Annotated in this window: 16 protein-coding genes; 10 read left to right on the top strand and 6 right to left on the bottom strand. The window is 51.4% G+C overall.

The window, feature by feature from the left end; all coding sequences use genetic code 11:
• Positions 1-161: 161 nt before the first annotated feature.
• Positions 162-623: an FMN-binding protein MioC gene (gene mioC / locus A9165_RS08440; protein WP_008950602.1), complete on the bottom strand. Its 462-nt coding sequence runs from the start codon at positions 621-623 to the stop codon at positions 162-164.
• Between the two features lie 162 nt (positions 624-785).
• Here mioC and A9165_RS08435 point away from each other — a divergent pair, with 162 nt between their 5' ends.
• The 4 genes from A9165_RS08435 (at position 786) to A9165_RS08420 (ending at position 4,981) form a co-directional block, all read left to right on the top strand.
• Positions 786-2,567 carry a DEAD/DEAH box helicase gene (locus A9165_RS08435; RefSeq protein ID WP_176714605.1) on the top strand — a complete coding sequence of 594 codons (1,782 nt, stop codon included), beginning with the start codon at positions 786-788 and terminating at the stop codon, positions 2,565-2,567.
• A gap of 132 nt (positions 2,568-2,699) precedes the next feature.
• Complete coding sequence (gene trxC / locus A9165_RS08430; protein ID WP_008950604.1) at positions 2,700-3,122, top strand: thioredoxin TrxC; 423 nt, start codon at positions 2,700-2,702, stop codon at positions 3,120-3,122.
• 98 nt (positions 3,123-3,220) lie between these two features.
• Complete coding sequence (locus tag A9165_RS08425) at positions 3,221-3,712, top strand: YbhB/YbcL family Raf kinase inhibitor-like protein (RefSeq protein WP_008950605.1); 492 nt, start codon at positions 3,221-3,223, stop codon at positions 3,710-3,712.
• Between the two features lie 93 nt (positions 3,713-3,805).
• On the top strand, positions 3,806-4,981 hold the full coding sequence (locus A9165_RS08420) for a YbfB/YjiJ family MFS transporter (RefSeq protein ID WP_008950606.1): 1,176 nt from the start codon (positions 3,806-3,808) through the stop codon (positions 4,979-4,981).
• Positions 4,982-5,003: 22 nt separating this feature from the next.
• Here A9165_RS08420 and mnmE read toward each other — a convergent pair whose 3' ends face one another.
• The 5 genes from mnmE to rpmH all read right to left on the bottom strand — a co-directional run bounded on the left by mnmE (position 5,004) and on the right by rpmH (position 8,826).
• The gene (mnmE, locus tag A9165_RS08415) at positions 5,004-6,365 is read right to left on the bottom strand and encodes a tRNA uridine-5-carboxymethylaminomethyl(34) synthesis GTPase MnmE (RefSeq protein ID WP_008950607.1); all 1,362 of its coding nucleotides are present in this window, start codon (positions 6,363-6,365) and stop codon (positions 5,004-5,006) included.
• A 76-nt stretch (positions 6,366-6,441) separates the two neighbouring features.
• Positions 6,442-8,079, bottom strand: coding sequence for a membrane protein insertase YidC (gene yidC, locus A9165_RS08410; RefSeq protein WP_008606190.1), 1,638 nt, complete (start codon positions 8,077-8,079; stop codon positions 6,442-6,444).
• A gap of 3 nt (positions 8,080-8,082) precedes the next feature.
• A complete protein-coding gene (gene yidD, locus A9165_RS08405; RefSeq protein ID WP_008606189.1) occupies positions 8,083-8,346 on the bottom strand; it encodes a membrane protein insertion efficiency factor YidD in 264 nt (87 codons plus the stop codon).
• Positions 8,301-8,669, bottom strand: coding sequence for a ribonuclease P protein component (gene rnpA, locus A9165_RS08400; RefSeq protein WP_008606188.1), 369 nt, complete (start codon positions 8,667-8,669; stop codon positions 8,301-8,303). Before rnpA ends, yidD begins: the two co-directional genes overlap by 46 nt.
• Before the next feature lie 19 nt (positions 8,670-8,688).
• The gene (gene rpmH / locus A9165_RS08395) at positions 8,689-8,826 is read right to left on the bottom strand and encodes a 50S ribosomal protein L34 (RefSeq protein WP_008222343.1); all 138 of its coding nucleotides are present in this window, start codon (positions 8,824-8,826) and stop codon (positions 8,689-8,691) included.
• 440 nt (positions 8,827-9,266) lie between these two features.
• Between rpmH and dnaA the strand changes: the two genes are divergently transcribed.
• Genes dnaA through glyS form a run of 6 tightly spaced genes read left to right on the top strand, consistent with a single transcriptional unit; the run spans position 9,267 to position 18,330 of the window.
• A complete protein-coding gene (gene dnaA / locus A9165_RS08390; protein ID WP_008606186.1) occupies positions 9,267-10,637 on the top strand; it encodes a chromosomal replication initiator protein DnaA in 1,371 nt (456 codons plus the stop codon).
• 12 nt (positions 10,638-10,649) lie between these two features.
• Positions 10,650-11,753, top strand: coding sequence for a DNA polymerase III subunit beta (dnaN, locus tag A9165_RS08385; protein ID WP_008950609.1), 1,104 nt, complete (start codon positions 10,650-10,652; stop codon positions 11,751-11,753).
• 13 nt (positions 11,754-11,766) lie between these two features.
• Positions 11,767-12,867, top strand: coding sequence for a DNA replication/repair protein RecF (gene recF, locus A9165_RS08380; protein WP_008950610.1), 1,101 nt, complete (start codon positions 11,767-11,769; stop codon positions 12,865-12,867).
• Positions 12,868-12,869: 2 nt separating this feature from the next.
• A complete protein-coding gene (gene gyrB, locus A9165_RS08375; RefSeq protein WP_008606183.1) occupies positions 12,870-15,287 on the top strand; it encodes a DNA topoisomerase (ATP-hydrolyzing) subunit B in 2,418 nt (805 codons plus the stop codon).
• Positions 15,288-15,346: 59 nt separating this feature from the next.
• Positions 15,347-16,273, top strand: a complete 927-nt coding sequence (gene glyQ / locus A9165_RS08370; RefSeq protein ID WP_008606182.1) for a glycine--tRNA ligase subunit alpha — start codon at positions 15,347-15,349, stop codon at positions 16,271-16,273.
• Entirely contained in the window at positions 16,273-18,330 is a 2,058-nt protein-coding gene (gene glyS / locus A9165_RS08365; RefSeq protein ID WP_065955563.1) for a glycine--tRNA ligase subunit beta, read from the top strand. The genes glyQ and glyS overlap by 1 nt, the downstream gene beginning before the upstream one ends.
• Positions 18,331-18,389 lie beyond the last annotated feature (59 nt).

The raw sequence follows: 18,389 nt of genomic DNA, 5'->3' as shown, positions 1-18,389 counted from the left end.
TTATATTTTGGATAAATACAGCTTGTTAGGCAGTAAACAGCACGGTTATCAACAGGTGGCTAGCGAATTGGTATTCTTTGTGGGTAATTTGAGGATAACAGGATCATAAGATCGGCAAAGCCAGGGCTGATAGGGTTTTGCCGGATCCTAAGTTGGGATCGTCAGGCGTTTTCTGCGCCTGTGGATCCGGATAAGCTGTTGATAAATTGTGGAAGCCAGACCAAGGCTTGATCTTCTGGTAGCTCTGGATCCTGAGCATCAATATCCAGCCCAGGTAACAGACAACGTGCGCCCTTTAGTTGCAGTAGCGCGGCGATTTTCGCCCCTGCCAGACAAAAAGTATCGTAACTGGAATCACCTAAAGTGATCACAGCATAAGAAAGTGTGGTAAGATCGCCCTGATCTTGTGCTAATTGATCCGCAAAGGGTTGAATATTATCAGGCAGATCTCCTGCGCCATAGGTGGATGTAATCACTAACCAGATAGCATGCTGGTTTAGCTGATTGAGTTCGGGTTTCAGATGCGTTGTAACGTCATAGCCCGCTTGTACCAGTGTTTCAGCAACTTGTTCTGCCACATATTCCGCTGCGCCCATTTGGCTGCCGACGAGGATTTCGATCATTTGTGCCTCTTGCCAGTGAAATGATTGGCTATACTACTGGAATAAAATTGAATAACGCTAGCGCTGTTTATTCGATTTCGCGTTTTTACTGCATTGCAGGCATAGTAGAAACGACAATTGCACGACCACTGAGCCTGCGTGTTATTGAGGTTAAAACAAAGTATGTCTGACTCTATGTCATTTTCCCAGCTAATGCTGCCGGAGCCCCTGGTACGTGCTGTCACCGAACTTGGATATGAAACCGCATCGCCAATTCAGGCGGCTGCCATCCCCAAATTATTAGCTGGCGAGGATGTCCTTGGCCAGGCGCAAACCGGTACCGGTAAAACCGCCGCCTTTGCCCTGCCATTATTAGCCCGGTTAGATCCGGCGCAGAATGATCCACAAATTCTGGTACTGGCGCCAACCCGCGAGCTGGCGATCCAGGTCGCCGAAGCCTTTCAGGCTTATGCCCGCTATATGCCAGCCTTTCATGTGTTGCCGTTATACGGTGGCCAGAGCTATACCAATCAGTTGAAATCGCTGAAACGCGGTTCACAAGTTATTGTCGGTACACCGGGCCGGATCCTGGATCACCTGGATCGTGGCACCCTGAAACTGGATAAGCTACGTGCTATCGTGCTGGATGAAGCCGATGAGATGTTGCGGATGGGCTTTATCGATGATGTGCAAACCATTATGGATGCGACGCCTGCCGGTCGTCAGGTGGCGATGTTCTCTGCGACAATGCCAGCCCCGATCCGCGCTATTGCCCAGAAGCATCTAACCAATGCCGAAGAAATTAAGATCGCCTCGAAAACCAGCACAGTGGAGCGGATTGAACAACGCTTTGTGATGCTGGATGCCAACCAGAAGCTGGATGCGTTAACCCGGCTGCTGGAAGGTGAAGAGTATGATGCCAGTATTGTCTTTGTGCGTACCAAAAGTGCTACCGAAGAAATTGCTGAAAAACTGGGTGCCCGCGGTTATGCGGTAGCCTGTTTAAATGGTGATATGAATCAGGCACACCGTGAGCAAACCATCCGCCGCATGAAAGCCGGTCAGCTGGATATTATCGTCGCCACTGACGTTGCCGCCCGTGGTTTAGATGTAGAGCGTATCAGCCTGGTAGTGAACTACGATATTCCTTATGACAGCGAAGCCTATGTACACCGTATCGGCCGTACCGGTCGTGCCGGCCGTGAAGGTAAGGCGATTTTGTTTGTGTCGCCACGCGAGCGTCGTTTACTGCGCACTATTGAATATGCGACCAAGCAGCCGATCGAGCAAATGAACCTGCCAACTGGTCAGGTGATTGAGCAAAAACGGATTGAAAGCTTCCGTGCCCAACTGGCGCAAACCATTGAAACCCAGAATCTGAGTTTCTTTGTTGATTTAATTAACGACTGGCGTGACAAGCTGGAAACCACTGATGCTGATATGGCGGCCGCACTGTTATATCTGGCACAGAAAGATCAGCCGTTAAATGTGGCTAAACAGTTCCCGGAATTACGTCAGCCGCATGCCCGCGCTGAACGCAATGATCGTGGTGGTGAGCGCCGTGATCGTCCGGAGCGTAGCTTTGGCGACCGTCCGGCCGGTGATCGGCCAGAGCGCGGTCCGCGTCAGCGTCGAGAGCTGCAGGGTGATTACAACACTTACCGCATTGAAGTAGGTAAAGAGCACGGTGTGCGCGCCGGTGATATCGTGGGTGCTATCGCCAACGAAGCCAATATTGATAGCCAGTTTATCGGTAATATCAAATTGTTTGACCATTTCAGTACTGTTGAGCTGCCGGCGAATATTCCGAATGAGATTTTCCAGCATCTGAAAAAGGTGTATGTGCGTAAGCAAAAACTGAATATTACCGTCGATACCGGTGCTGCACCGGCTGGTGAACGCCGTTCCGGCCCTGGCCCGCGTCCGGGTGCCGCGCCACGGGCTCCACGCAAACCGCGTGAATAATCCCTTTGCGATAACTTAACTGTTCAAGCCCCGCCTGCCGGGGCTTTTTTCTGCCTGTTGTAGGTTATCGCGTCTTTAAATTTGTGTCCGATCACCTTATATCTGCACTATCACCTGTTGCGGAGACTGCCGATGATTATTGCCTGCCCCCATTGCCATGCGCTCAACCGCTTACCTGCCGATCGCCCGCTGCAGGACGGCCGTTGTGGTAAATGTAAACATGCCTTGTTCAGCGGCCAGCCGCTGGAACTGACGGCAGCGAATTTTGCCGCCCATGCTGAAAAGTCTGAGCTGCCGTTGGTGCTGGATTTCTGGGCCAGCTGGTGTGGTCCGTGCCGCAGTTTTGCACCGGTATTTGCTTCTGCCGCTGCAGAGTTGGAGCCGCGCTTTCGTTTCGGCAAGGTCGATACCGAACAACAGCAAAGTCTGGCAGCGCGCTTTGCCATTCGTTCGATCCCGACCATTATGCTGATCCACCAGGGGAAGGTGCTGGCACAGCAAGCTGGTGCTTTACCTAAGGCGCAATTCTATCAATGGCTACAGCGTTACAGTTGAAAGTAAGTGGCCACTTACTACCGGCGTTGGCCGGATCTCTTGATCTGCGTCTTGTCGCGGCGTAAGGTAAGGCCAGCCTCTAAACCTGGGAGAGAATGATGAGTAACATCCGTTTTAGTCTGAGTAGTCCGGATCTGCAAGAAGGCCATTTTATGGCAAAAGATCAGGAATTTGATGGTTTTGGTTGTAGCGGCGCCAATATTTCGCCGGCATTGAACTGGCAGAATGCACCTGAAGGTACCAAGAGTTTTGCGGTAACGGTGTTTGATCCGGATGCGCCGACCTGTTCGGGTTTTTGGCATTGGCTGGTTAGCGATATTCCGGCGGCCGCTACCGGTTTGCCGCGTGGTGCCGGTAAAGGCAGCTTACCGCCGGGTAGCCGCAGTTTTACCAACGATTATGGTAGTAAAGACTTTGGTGGCGCCTGCCCACCGGAAGGTCATGGTATGCACCGCTATCAGTTTACGGTCTGGGCCTTACCGGAAGAAACCTTACCCGCCCCGGATGGCGCCAGTGCGGCGGTTGTCGGCTTTATGCTAAATGCGATGGCATTGGCTAAAGCGACCCTTACCGCGACCTATGCGCGTTAATTCGATACCGCACTAAGACTATCGGCGCATAGCCAGCGGATCTTGGATCGCCTAAGCTAAGATCCTGTTTACCAGGATCTTAGCGACTTCCTTTTGCTGCCATTACGCCTGAAAGTTCTGCTGGCCGGCTTTTTCAGTCAGTTACTCTGTCTCGGAGTGGCACGTTTCGCCTATACCCCCTTACTGCCACTGATGCAGCAACAAAGTATGCTGGATGACGCCAGTGGCGGTTATCTGGCCGCGGTAAATTACCTTGGTTATATGAGCGGTGCCTTATTGGCGGCCAGCCTGAACTCACTGGCACTAAAAGACCGCCTGTATCGCTTTGGTTTGCTGTTAGCGATTATCAGCACCTTGGGTATGGCACTAACGGAAAATATCTGGCTCTGGGCATTCTGGCGCTATCTGGCCGGGCTTAGCAGTGCCGGTTCGATGCTGATTGCCTCCGGCTTGATCCTGCACTGGTTATTGCAGCATAAGCTAAGAGCCGAGCTTGGGGTTCATTTTGCCGGGTTGGGGCTGGGGATTGCTCTTGCTGCACTGGCGGTTGAGCTGATGCTCTGGCTGGATTTTGACTGGCGGCAGCAGTGGTATTTATTAGCCTTACTCGGCGTAGCGCTGGCGGTACCGGCCTGGCGCTGGTTACCGCCGCCGGTTTTGACCGATACCAGTCAGCAACAGACTGCTATGCAGCCTGAGCCGGGCAGTCGTTTTATCCGTCTGATGTTATTCAGTTATTTTGGTGCCGGCTATGGCTATGTTGTCACTGCAACCTTTATTGTTACTATCGTTGAACGACTGCCGGGACTCACAGGCAGCGGCAATCTGGCTTTTGTGCTGTTGGGCTTGGCGGCGGCGCCAGCGGTATTAGTGTGGGATTTACTGGCCAGAGGTCTCGGTTTTCTGAATGCAATTATTCTGGCGCTGCTATTACAAACCCTTGCTATCGTTTTGCCGCTGACTGTGCCCGGACTTTGGCCCGTACTATTTAGTGCTGCGCTGTTTGGCGCGACCTTTATCGGGGTCGTCAGCTTAGTACTGACCATGGCCGGGCGTTTATACCCGACCAAGCCAGCGCGGTTAATGGGAAAATTAACGCTGGCCTATGGCTTAGCCCAGGTTATTGCACCGGCCATTACCGGCGTTCTGGCCAAAGCCACTGGTTCCTATCAACCCGGTTTGCTGCTGGCGGCTGGTTTTGTTGCGCTGTCTGCACTCTTGCTGTATTGGTTAAAACGCACTGACCAGACCTTAGCGCAGCTGCAGTAGTGGCTTAATGCTATTTACCGTACTATTTTCCGATACAAAAACTGGAAAATATCCGCCCCAGTAAATCATCCGAGCTAAATTCGCCGGTAATTTCATTCAGGTGCTGTTGGCTTAGCCGCAGCTCTTCGGCCAGAATTTCGCCGGCGATAAAGCTATGCAGTTGCTCCTGGCCTATTGCCAGATGCTCAGCGGCGCGGTTCAGCGCATCTAAATGGCGACGGCGGGCCAGAAAGCTGCCTTCGGTACTGGCATCAAAGCCAATACAACGTTTCAGATGTTCACGCAGCGCATCGATACCGGCACCGGTTTTCGCGGATAGCGGATAGACAGGCACGGCGGCCTGTTCGTCCGGTTGCAGACTTTCGCCGGTCAGATCGGCCTTGTTGCGGATCACGGTAATGCCTAAACCTGGCGGCAGGCGATCGATAAACTCCGGCCAGATAACATGAGGATCGGTATCAGCAGTGGTGGTGCTGTCGACCATAAACAGCACCCGATCCGCCTTGGCAATTTCCTGCCAGGCACGGGCAATGCCGATTTGCTCTACCTGATCCTCGGTATCACGTAAGCCGGCGGTATCGATAATATGCAGCGGCATACCGTCGATATGAATATGTTCGCGCAGTACATCGCGGGTGGTGCCGGCAATCTCGGTCACTATAGCCGCTTCGCGGCCGGCGAGGGCATTCAGTAAGCTGGACTTACCGGCATTGGGTCGCCCGGCGATGACCACTTTCATGCCTTCGCGCAGAATACTGCCCTGGGTGGCTTGTTTTCTGACCTGTGCCAAATCGTCGATAATCTCGGCCAGATCGGCGGCAACCTTGCCGTCAGACAAGAAATCGATTTCTTCATCCGGGAAGTCAATGGCGGCTTCGACATACATCCGCAGGTGAATCACTTTCTCGACCAGCTGATGAATGCGCTTGGAAAACTCACCCTGTAACGATTGCATGGCGCTGCGTGCGGCTTGCTCGCTGCTGGCGTCAATCAGATCGGCGATGGCTTCGGCTTGTGCCAAATCCAGCTTGTCATTTAAAAAGGCGCGCTCAGAAAATTCACCGGGGCGGGCGATCCGCACATTTGGCGTCTGCAAGACCTGGCGCAGTAACATATCCAGCAGTACCGGACCACCATGGCCCTGCAGCTCCAGCACATCTTCACCGGTAAAGGAATTTGGGCCGGGGAAGTACAGGGCGATGCCCTGGTCCAGTACCTGGTCTGTTGCGAAAAACGGCAAGTATTCCGCATAGCGTGGTTTAGGCAGGCGTTTTAGGATAGCAGCGGCCACGGTTTTACAGTCCGGGCCGGAGATCCGGATAATGCCAACACCGGCCCGTCCGGGGGCGGTGGCGACTGCGGCAATGGTATCGGTACTAAACATCTTGACCTCGGTTAAACAAAAAAGCCTGTCAGACATAGCTAACAGGCTCTAGGATTACTGATACTGTGGAAGCAGATTAGGCTTTACGGGTATGTATGCCTTTCTTTTCCATACCTTTATAGATATACAGCATCTGAGCCAGCGAAATCAGGTTACTGACTAACCAGTACAGTACCAGACCACTTGGGAACCAGAAGAAGAAGATTGAGAACGCTACCGGCATCCACATCATCAGCTTCTGTTGCAGCGGATCTGTTACCTGCATCGGCGTCAGCTTTTGCATCAGGAACATACTGATACCAAAGAGTACCGGCAACACATACAGTGGGTCTTTTGCCGACAGGTCAGTGATCCACAGCATAAAGGGGGCGTGACGTAACTCGACACTCTCGACAAATACCCAGTATAACGCCAGGAAAATTGGCATCTGGATCAGCATCGGTAAGCAACCGCCCATCGGATTTACTTTTTCTTTGCGATACAGTTCCATCATCGCCGGGCCCATCTTCTGGCGATCATCTTTGTAGCGCGCCTGCAGCTCTTCAATCTTCGGCTTCAGGTTGCGCATCTTGGCCATGGACTCGTATTGGATCTTGGTCAGCGGATACATCAGGCCCTTCACAATCAGGGTGATGATGATAATGGCGACACCCCAGTTGCCAACAAAGCCCTGGATAAAGGTCAGTAACCAGAACAGTGGTTGTGAAATAAACCACAGGAAACCGTAGTCGACAGTCAGATCCAGACCATTCGCCAGCTGTGCCAGATTATCCTGATCTTTCGGGCCGGCATAGAACACGGCGCTAAGGGTCAGCGTTTGACCCGGATCGATATCCACGGCTTCACCGCGGGCACCAATCACGCCCTTGTTGCCACCATGCACCAGGCTGTATAGCTGGTTATTGCTATTGGCATCGGGGATCCAGGCAGAAACGAAATAGTGTTCCAGCATGGCAACCCAACCACCCTGGGTGCTAATTGCCAGGTTGGTCTTTTGCATATCGCTGAAATCATACTTTTTGTAGCGCTCGCTGCTGCTGCCATAGGCGGCGCCGCGGTATATCGGCATAAACATGCTGCTGCTTTCACCGTTATCGATGTTTTGCAGCAGGTGTTGGTAAGGTTGTACCGTTTTCACTTCATTGCTGTTGTTCACCAGCAAATATTCTACCCGGACATCATAACGGCCAGCGGTAAAAATAAAGCGTTTTTCAATTTGCAGGCCATTGTGGTCCAGATATAAAGGCACCACCAGGGTATCACCGCTTAAGGTAAACTCAGTGGCATCAGTACGGTACAGGGCGCGGCTACCGCTACGATCCGGACCATCACGGGCGGTTAAACCAGATTGGGCCACATATTCAAAGCCACCCAGCTGGCGCATCAACACGTAAGGTTCTGCGCTGCCTTTAGTCAGGGCATATTGTGGTAAAGTCAGGCCAACAATATCGCCGCCACGGGTGTCGATTTCCAGCTCCAGCACGTCGGTACGCACTTTCACCCGACGGGCAGTGGCTTCCGGTTGCACGGTCTGGCGTGGTCCTTCGTTGCTATCAACAAATAACGACGCAGAACTGCTGTCAGCGGCGGCTTGTTGCTGCTGTTGTACCTGCGGGACAGCCGGTTTAGGGCCATAATCTTTTTGCCATTCCTGCCAGAGGAAAAAACTGACGATTGCCAGGGCAATTATTAGAAAACTGCGTTGTGAATCCATGTGTTAGCTTTTCTCATTATGCTTATCAGGAACGGGATCTTCACCGCCCGGGTGAAGCGGATGGCATTTTAATATGCGTTTACCGGCTAACCAAGCCCCTTTCACGGCACCAAAGCGTTGAATCGCCTCGATCGCATAGTGCGAACAGGTGGGGTGAAAACGACAGCGTGGCCCCAGTAACGGGCTGATCACTAACTGATAGCCACGCACTAAACCCAGCATTAACCAGATGACAAAGCGGTGTATTGGCGAGCGATCTTCTGCCATAGCCGTTCCAGTTGTTTTAGTAATTCATCATTCGGGGTGTTACTGATATCCCCCTTTACCATGAGTACCAGATCAACAGCAGGAAGCTGGTGCTGATGCAAACGAAAGCTATTCCGCACACAACGTTTGATACGGTTGCGCTGTACGGCTAATTTAACACGTTTTTTAGCGATAGTAAGGCCAATTCGCGGCTGCGTTAACTGATTTGGCTTAGCAAGGATGGTAAACAGGGGAGAAGCAACCCGAAATGGGTTCTGGAAGACATTATCAAACTGACTGGGAGTTAACAGTCTTAACTCCCGGCCGAATTTGTAGCTGACCACGCAGCGTTTAACCGCCAGCTTAGGCAGTTAAACGTTTGCGGCCTTTAGCACGACGACGTGCTAATACCTGACGACCATTTTTAGTGGCCATACGGGCACGGAAACCGTGGTTGCGCTTGCGTTTTAACACGCTTGGTTGAAACGTTCTTTTACTCATAATTTCATCCGTCCGGTCGAAATATTTACTAAGGTTACCTGTGTTTTAGCAAATACACCAAAACGCAGCTGACAAAAATGAGCGCGAATTTTAAGTAGTTCGGTGGTGAAAGTCAATGCGATCCTCAGTTAAATATCCGATCTTCGGCTGATAGATCCTTGGCGATCCAAAGTTTTCCACAGGCTGCTGTCGTTAAATAGAACAAATTGTGAGTTACTTTTGTTTTTAACCAGAAATCACAGCTGTCTATGCGATCTATTCTGAAATAGAATAAGGCTAATAAATTTATAAAATACAGTTGCTTAGGTTTGTTTTATTTTTCTCGCGGCTTTTTTTAAAAAGTCAATATTGCAGTTGTGGATAAGATAGTACGATAATGCGGTTTTGGCGTTTTACACCAGCCTATATCATTAATCATAATTCAGGCTTCAGGAGAGACGGTGTACCAGTCCGTTTGGCAAAATTGTTTGCAGGCATTGCAGGCAGAGCTACCCGCGCAGCACTTTAGTATGTGGATCCGCCCACTACAGGCCGACAGTTCAGCTGATGCGCTGACCCTTTACGCACCCAACCGTTTTGTGCTGGATTGGGTTCGGGAAAAGTACCTGAACCGGATCCTGGAGCTGATCCGCGATTATTGCGGTGATAATGCACCGCGGCTACGCTTCGATGTTGGCAGCAGCAATCAACAGCATAAAGTCACCGCGCCTGGCCCGGCTCTACAGAAAGTAGTAGCCGAAACGCCGGTTGCTGAGCCAGAGGTGCCTGAACCCGCCCCGAAAAGCATAGTGCGCTCTAATGTGCGCACTAACTATACTTTTGCCAACTTCGTTGAAGGTAAGTCGAACCAGCTGGCCCGGGCCGCTGCGTCGCAGGTGGCAGATAATCCCGGTACAGCCTATAACCCGCTGTTTATTTATGGCGGTACTGGTTTGGGTAAGACCCACTTATTACATGCGGTAGGTAACGGTATTCTGGCGAAAAAGCCTGATGCCAAGGTGATCTATATGCATTCTGAGCGCTTTGTGCAGGATATGGTGAAAGCGCTGCAGAATAACGCTATCGAAGAATTTAAGCGTTACTATCGCTCGGTTGATGCCTTACTGATTGACGATATCCAGTTTTTTGCCAATAAAGAGCGCTCGCAGGAAGAATTCTTCCATACCTTTAATGCCCTGCTAGAAGGTAATCAGCAGATCATTCTGACCAGCGATCGTTATCCAAAAGAGATCGACGGGGTGGAAGATCGGCTGAAATCCCGTTTTGGCTGGGGTTTGACGATTGCGATCGAGCCGCCAGAGCTGGAAACCCGGGTCGCGATCCTGATGCGAAAAGCGCAGGAAAACCAGATCCGCTTGCCGGAAGAAGTGGCGTTCTTTGTCGCGAAACGGCTTCGTTCCAATGTTAGGGAATTGGAAGGCGCCTTAAACCGGGTGATAGCCAATGCCAACTTTACCGGCCGGCCCATTACCATCGATTTTGTGCGCGAAGCGCTGCGTGATTTACTGGCGTTACAGGACAAGCTGGTCACCATTGAAAATATTCAGAAAACGGTAGCCGAGTATTATAAAATCCGGGTGGCGGATCTATTATCCAAGCGCCGTTCCCGCTCGGTTGCCCGGCCGCGGCAAATGGCGATGGCGTTGGCGAAAGAGCTGACTAACCACAGCTTACCGGAAATTGGCGATGCCTTTGGTGGCCGTGACCATACTACGGTATTACATGCTTGCCGCAAGATTGAGTCTTTGAAAGAAGAAACTCATGAAATTAAAGAAGATTTCCAAAATTTAATTCGTACTTTGTCCTCTTAACAGGGTGTTGTTATGCAATTTCTGATCAACCGTGACGCTTTACTTAAACCATTACAAATGGTCTCTGGTGCCATTGAGCGGCGGCATAACCTGCCGATCTTATCCAATGTGCTGCTGGACGTTACGGCTGATACTTTGTCGCTGACCGGAACCGATCTGGAAGTCGAGCTGGTGGCCAGCACCGAGCAGCTGCAGATCCAAAGTCCGGGCCGGATTACCGTGCCGGCAAAAAAGCTGCTGGATATTTGTCGCAGCTTACCGGAGCAAAGTGATATTCAGGTCGCGGTACAAGGCGAGAATTGCGTACTGACCAGCGGTAAAAGTAAGTTTACCCTGTCGACCCTTAGTGCTGCCGAATACCCGAATTTAGAGAGCTGGCAAGGTGAGGTTGAGATTAACCTCGGCCGGCAGCAATTGCGCAAGTTATTAGAAGACACCGCGTTCTCGATGGCGAATCAGGACGTACGCTACTATTTAAATGGCTTGTTGTTTGAAGTCGACAACGGCACCCTGACCGCAGTGGCAACCGATGGTCACCGGCTGGCGATGAGCACGCTGGCGTTACCTGCTGTTAGCGGGCAACAGAAGCAAATTATTATCCCACGCAAAGGTGTGTTGGAGATTATGCGCTTGCTGGCCAATGACGAGCAGCAAGTCAGCCTCAGTTTAGGGCAGAATCATATCCGTTTAACCGACAGCAGCTTTAGTTTTAGCAGTAAGCTGATCGATGGCCGCTTCCCGGACTACCGCCGCGTCTTGCCACGTAACAGCACTAAGCTGGTGACAGCACATCGCGCGGTGTTAAAAGATGCCTGTATCCGGGCGTCCATTTTATCGAATGAAAAGTACCGTGGTGTGCGTTTTACGCTCAGTAATCACGAAGTCCAGATCGTTGCCAATAACCCTGAACATGAGCAAGCGGAAGAAGTAATCGAAGTCGAGTATCAGGGCGACACTCTCGAGATTGGCTTTAACGTCGGCTATTTGCTGGATGTATTAAATACTCTGGCGACCGATTTGGTGATCTTGCATCTGAACGATTCTAATTCCAGTGCTCTGATTGAAGGGGTCGGCAACAATGGCGCGGCCTATGTTGTGATGCCGATGCGTCTCTGATTTTTACTCCGTTATGTCGCTGCTATTGCTGCAGGCGCAACAATTTCGCAATTTTGCGGAACTCAGTTTGCAGCCACATCCACAATTTAACCTGTTGGTTGGTGAAAACGGCAGCGGTAAAACCAGCTTGCTGGAAGCGATTTATTATCTGGCACATGGCCGCTCTTTTCGCACCAGCCGGCATCAGCGCTTAATTCAGCATGATGAGCCGGCCTTTGTGTTGCATGCCAAAGTCAGCAGTGCGGAGCAAGTACATAGTATCGGTATTCAACGAGAGCGGACTGCTGATTTACAGCTGCGCTTAAATGGCTCTGCCCAGTGTCGTCTGGCGGATATTGCTGAGTTGTTGCCGGTGCAGTTATTAACGCCGGACAGTTTTAAGTTGTTTTTTGGCGGACCCAAGGAGCGGCGGCAGTTTTTTGATATGGGTGTGTTCCACGTGGAACAACATTTTTTTGCCGTCTGGCTGCAGTTTAGTCGGGTACTTAAACAACGTAACGCGCTGCTAAAGCAAAGTCGGCAGTATAACCAGCAATTTGAATACTGGGATGCGCAGTTTGTGCAACTGGCCTGGCAACTGCAGGCGCTGCGGCAACATTATATTAGCTTGTTGCAAAATGCTTTTGCGGCATTAACCGATCAGGATAGCTTGCTGTCGACAGTAAGTTTACAGCTTTACGCCGGCTGGCCGGAGAAGCTGAAGACTAGTGCTGAGTTGCAGGAGTTGTTAAGCCAAAGTTTTCAGCAAGATTTGCGGTTGGGTTTTACCCAGTATGGGCCGCAGAAAGCCGATCTGCGACTGCGTAGCGCCGGCCACTCAGTTGAAGAAGTATTATCCCGCGGCCAGCTAAAAGTGTTATTATTTGCGCTTAAAGTTGCCCAAAATAACCTGATCGCAGGGAGTGGGCTAAAGCAGCCGATACTATTGATTGATGATCTGGCGTCGGAACTCGACCCCGGTTCAACAAAAAAGATTTTTGATTTTTTAACTAATATTAATTCACAGGTTTTTATAACTGCAATTAATGCTGACCAGGTGACACCCTTTATTGCTGCCGATTGCCGGCAAGTGTTTCACGTGGAACATGGTCAGATAACCAGCACGGACAGATAACGATGGCCGAAGAGCATAACTACGATTCCTCCAGTATTAAAGTATTAAAAGGTCTGGACGCCGTCCGGAAAAGACCAGGGATGTACATCGGTGACACCGACGATGGTACCGGTTTACACCATATGGTGTTCGAGGTAGTGGATAACTCTATCGACGAAGCCCTGGCTGGCTACTGCACCGATATCTGGGTTACCATCCACAGTGATAACTCGGTCTCGGTACGTGATAACGGCCGTGGCATTCCTACTGATATGCACGAAGAAGGCGTGTCTGCGGCCGAAGTTATTATGACGGTACTGCATGCTGGCGGTAAGTTTGATGACAACTCCTATAAAGTGTCTGGCGGCTTACACGGTGTCGGTGTTTCAGTGGTTAACGCCCTATCGGATGTGTTGGAACTGACTATCCGTCGTAAAGGGCAGGTACACAGCCAGATCTATCATCTGGGTGTACCGCAAGCACCATTAGCCGTAATTGGCGAAACGGAGGGCAGTGGCACGGCAATTCGCTTCTGGCCAAGCCCGACCATCTTTTCTGATATCAATTTCCACTATGACATTCTGGCGAAGCGGTTACGGGAGCTGTCATTCCTGAATTCCGGCGTCAGCATTATTCTGACCGACGAGCGCACGGATAAGACAGACCACTTTAAGTACGATGGCGGTATTGAAGCCTTTGTGCAGTACTTAAACCGCAGTAAGACCAGTATTCACCCTAAGGCGTTCTATTTTACTGATCAGCGCGAAGACGGCATTGCGGTTGAAGTGGCAATGCAGTGGAACGATAGCTATCAGGAAAATGTATTCTGTTTTACTAACAATATTCCACAGCGTGACGGTGGTACTCACTTAGCCGGTTTCCGCGGTGCTTTGACGCGGGTACTGAATACCTATATCGATCAGGAAGGCTACGCCAAGAAAATGAAGGTACAAGCCTCGGGCGACGATGCCCGTGAAGGCTTAACCGCAGTGATTAGCGTTAAGGTACCGGATCCAAAATTCAGCTCACAAACTAAAGATAAACTGGTTTCCAGCGAAGTACGCTCGGCAGTAGAAAGCGTTATGGCGGAAAAGCTGAACGAATATCTACTGGAAAACCCGGGTGATGCCAAGATTATCGTGGGTAAAATAGTGGATGCCGCCCGTGCCCGTGAAGCGGCCCGTAAGGCCCGCGAAATGACGCGTCGTAAAGGCGCGCTGGATATTGCTGGCTTACCCGGCAAATTGGCGGACTGTCAGGAAAAAGACCCTGCCTTATCTGAACTCTATATCGTCGAGGGTGACTCTGCGGGTGGTTCTGCCAAGCAGGGCCGCAACCGGAAAAACCAAGCCATCCTGCCACTGAAAGGTAAGATCCTGAACGTGGAAAAGGCGCGCTTCGATAAGATGCTATCGTCGCAGGAAGTCGGCACCTTGATTACAGCCTTAGGCTGTGGCATCGGCCGCGAAGAATATAACCCGGATAAAACCCGTTATCACAGTATCGTACTGATGACCGACGCCGACGTCGACGGTTCACACATCCGTACCTTGTTACTGACCTTCTTCTATCGCCAAATGCCCGAACTGATTGAGCGTGGCTATATCTATATTGCGCAGCCACCACTGTATAAAGTTAAAAAAGGCAAGCAAGAGCAATATATCAAAGACGAACCGGCGCTGGTGCAGTATCTGACCGCGCTGGCACTGGATGAAGCCTCATTACATGTGAACGAGAATGCGCCGGGGATCAGTGGTGAAGCGCTGGAAAAACTGGTGCAGCAGTATCATAAGGTGATGGCGGTCATCGATCGCTTAAGCCGCAAGATCCCGGTTAACCTGTTAACCGAGCTGATCTACGTTACCGGTTTAACTGCCGAACTGATGAAAGACCAAACCGCTGTTGAAGCCTGGGTAAAAACTCTGGCCAAGCGTCTGGATGATAAAGAAGGTGACGGTTCAATCTACAAGTACGCTGTGATTGAAGACCGTGAGCGCCACCTATTCCAGCCGAAGGTGATTATCCGTCAGCATGGTATCGATAATGAATATCTGCTGCATCACGACTTTATTAGCTCTCGGGATTACCTGAGTCTAGTTGCACTGGGTGATGAAATTCGTGACCTGATTGAAGAGGGTGGCTATATCCGCCGTGGTGAAAAGGTGAAGCCGGTAGAAACCTTTAAAGACGCCCTGGATTGGTTAATGACCGAGTCCAAGCGTGGTCTCTACATTCAACGCTATAAAGGGCTGGGTGAAATGAACCCGGAACAACTGTGGGAAACCACCATGGATCCGCAAAACCGCCGCATGTTGCAGGTAACCATTGAAGATGCCATTGGCGCCGATCAATTGTTTGCCACCCTGATGGGGGATCATGTTGAACCAAGGCGCGCCTTTATCGAAGAGAATGCGCTGTACGTCGCTAACCTCGACGTCTGATAAAAATTTAACGGGGGCAGCTTTGCCCCCTTAGTCATTTAAAGTGAGTCTGTTGCGCCATGCATAAGTACGATATTAAAACCTTTCAGGGGCTAATTTTAGCCCTGCAGGATTACTGGGCACGCCAGGGCTGCGTTATCGTGCAGCCGCTGGATTTAGAAGTTGGCGCCGGTACTTTCCATCCGATGACCTTTTTACGTTCTCTGGGGCCAGAGCCGACTAACGTCGCTTACGTGCAGCCATGTCGCCGGCCAACTGATGGCCGTTATGGCGAAAATCCCAACCGGCTGCAGCATTACTACCAGTTTCAGGTGATCTTAAAGCCGTCACCAGACAATATTCAGGAGCTGTATCTGGGCTCGCTGCGCGAACTGGGGATCGATACCCTGGTACACGATATCCGCTTTGTGGAAGATAACTGGGAATCACCGACACTGGGTGCTTGGGGCCTGGGTTGGGAAGTGTGGTTAAATGGCATGGAAGTAACGCAGTTTACCTACTTCCAGCAAGTGGGTGGCCTGGAGTGCCGTCCGGTAACCGGCGAAATTACCTATGGCTTAGAGCGCCTGGCGATGTATATCCAAGGTGTGGATTCGATCTATGATCTGGTATGGACCGACGGCCCCTTGGGGCGGGTAACCTATGGCGATGTGTTCCATCAGAATGAGGTCGAGCAATCGACCTACAATTTTGAGCATGCCGATGTAGCCGCCTTGTTTGCCTACTTCGACCAGTGTGAAAAGGAAAGCCAGTATCTGATTGAACAAGGCCTGGCGTTGCCAGCCTATGAAAAAGTGATGAAAGCCTCACATGCTTTTAACTTGCTGGATGCTCGTCATGCCATCTCGGTAACTGAGCGTCAGCGCTATATTCTGCGGGTTCGCACCCTGGCCAAGGCCTGTGCGCAGGCTTACTATGATGCCCGCGAAAAACTGGGTTTCCCGCTTTGCAAGAATCAGAGCGCCAAGCAGTCGGAGGCGAACTAATGCGTTCACAAGATTTTCTGGTTGAAATTGGTACCGAAGAGTTACCACCAAAATCGCTAACCACTTTGGCACAAGCCTTTGCCAACAATCTGCAAGCCGAACTAGCCAAGCAGGAGCTCAGCCATGCTGAAATCAGCTGGTATGCGGCACCACGCCGCTTAGCAGTGCGGATTAATCAGTTAGCCGCAGCCCAGGCCGATAAAGTGGTAGAAAAGCGCGGGCCAGCACTTAGTGCGGCCTTTGATGCCAATGGCAATCCGACTAAGGCTGCCGAGGGTTGGGCCGCTGGCTGTGGCATTACGGTGGCGCAGGCTGAGCGTTTAGAAACCGATAAGGGCGCCTGGCTATTATGCCGGCAACAGCAACAGGGGCAGGCGACGGTCAGCTTGCTGCCGGAAATGGTCAGCACAGCATTAGCCAAACTACCTATTGCCAAGCCGATGCGCTGGGGTAGCTCAGATGCCGAATTTATCCGGCCGGTACATACCATTATTATGCTGTATGGCGAGCAGGTAGTGCCTGCCACCATTCTTGGCCGGCAGAGTAGTAATCAGACCTATGGCCATCGCTTTCATGCGCCGGCGCTGGTTAGTATCAAAGATGCCGATGCCTACCTGCCGACACTGGAACACGCCTATGTAGTGGCTGATTTCGCTAAGCGCAAAGCCTATATCGCGGAGCAGGTGCAAGCGACCGCTCAGCAGTTACAAGCACAGCCGCAATGGGATGACGCCCTGCTGGAAGAAGTCGCGGCGCTGGTCGAATGGCCGGTAATACTGGTAGGTAGCTTTGAAGAAAGCTTCCTGCAGGTGCCGGCTGAGCCGCTGATCTCGACGATGAAGGATAATCAGAAGTACTTCCCGCTGCGGGATAGTCAGGGCAAGTTACTGAACAAGTTTATCTTTGTGGCCAATATCAGCAGCAAGGATCCACAGCAAATTATCTCTGGTAACGAGAAGGTGGTACGGCCACGCTTATCGGATGCGCAGTTCTTCTTTAATACAGACCGCAAGGTCAAACTCGCTGAGCGGTTAGACAGTTTAAAGACGGTACTGTTTCAGCAGCAGCTGGGTACGTTGTTTGAAAAATCGGAACGAATCAGCCAGGTAGCCGGCTTTATTGCCGCTAAAATTGGTGCCGATCAGGCCGCCGCTGCCCGTGCCGGCTTATTATCCAAAACCGATCTGATGACCAATATGGTCGGCGAATTCCCGGAAGTGCAAGGCATTATGGGTATGCACTATGCCCGGCTGGATGGCGAAGCGGAAGCAGTAGCCTTGGCGCTGAACGAGCAATATATGCCGCGTTTTGCCGGTGACCAGTTACCCAGCCGTCTGGAAGGGGCGGCGGTGGCTATCGCGGACAAACTGGACTCACTGGTCGGTATTTTCGGCATTGGTCAGATCCCGAAAGGTGATAAGGACCCGTTTGCGCTGCGTCGCGCTGCTATCGGTGCCTTACGCATTATGGTGGAGCAACAGCTACCCTTGGATTTAACCGACCTGATTGCCGTTAGTCAGCAAAGCTTTGGCAGCAAACTGACCAACCCGCAGGTAGCCAGCGAAGTATTGGACTTTATGCTGGGCCGCTTCCGCGCCTGGTATCAGGACGAAGGCTATAGCGTCGATGTGATTCAGGCGGTACTGGCGCGCCGGCCAACTAATCCGGCAGACTTTGATCGCCGGGTTAAGGCTGTAGCCGAGTTCCGGCAGTTAGAAGCCGCAACAGCTTTAGCTGCAGCCAATAAGCGGGTGGCAAATATTCTGGCCAAGGTTGAAGGTGAAATTGCCAATACGGTTAATCCGGCACTGTTGCAGGAAGCGGCAGAGCTGGCGCTGTATCAGGCTCTGACTGCGGAGCAGGCATATCAAGCCGGGGTGAGTGATTATAGCCAGGGTTTAACTCATCTGGCAGCGCTACGTGAGGTTATCGATGCCTTCTTTGAACAGGTGATGGTAAACGCCGAGGATGCAGCAGTGCGGGCTAATCGCCAGGCGCTGTTAAAACAATTACGGGAACTGTTTTTACAGGTTGCCGATATCTCTGTGCTGCAGTAACAGCTTAGCAAACAAAATAGCCGGCATCATGCCGGCTCAGACTGCTGACAAAGTCCTGG

It is taken from the genome of Alishewanella sp. HH-ZS (assembly GCF_001704375.1).
Lineage (GTDB): Bacteria > Pseudomonadota > Gammaproteobacteria > Enterobacterales > Alteromonadaceae > Alishewanella > Alishewanella aestuarii.
The sequence above is the reverse complement of the archived record's forward strand: the minus strand, read 5'-3'. Positions and strand labels throughout refer to the sequence as shown.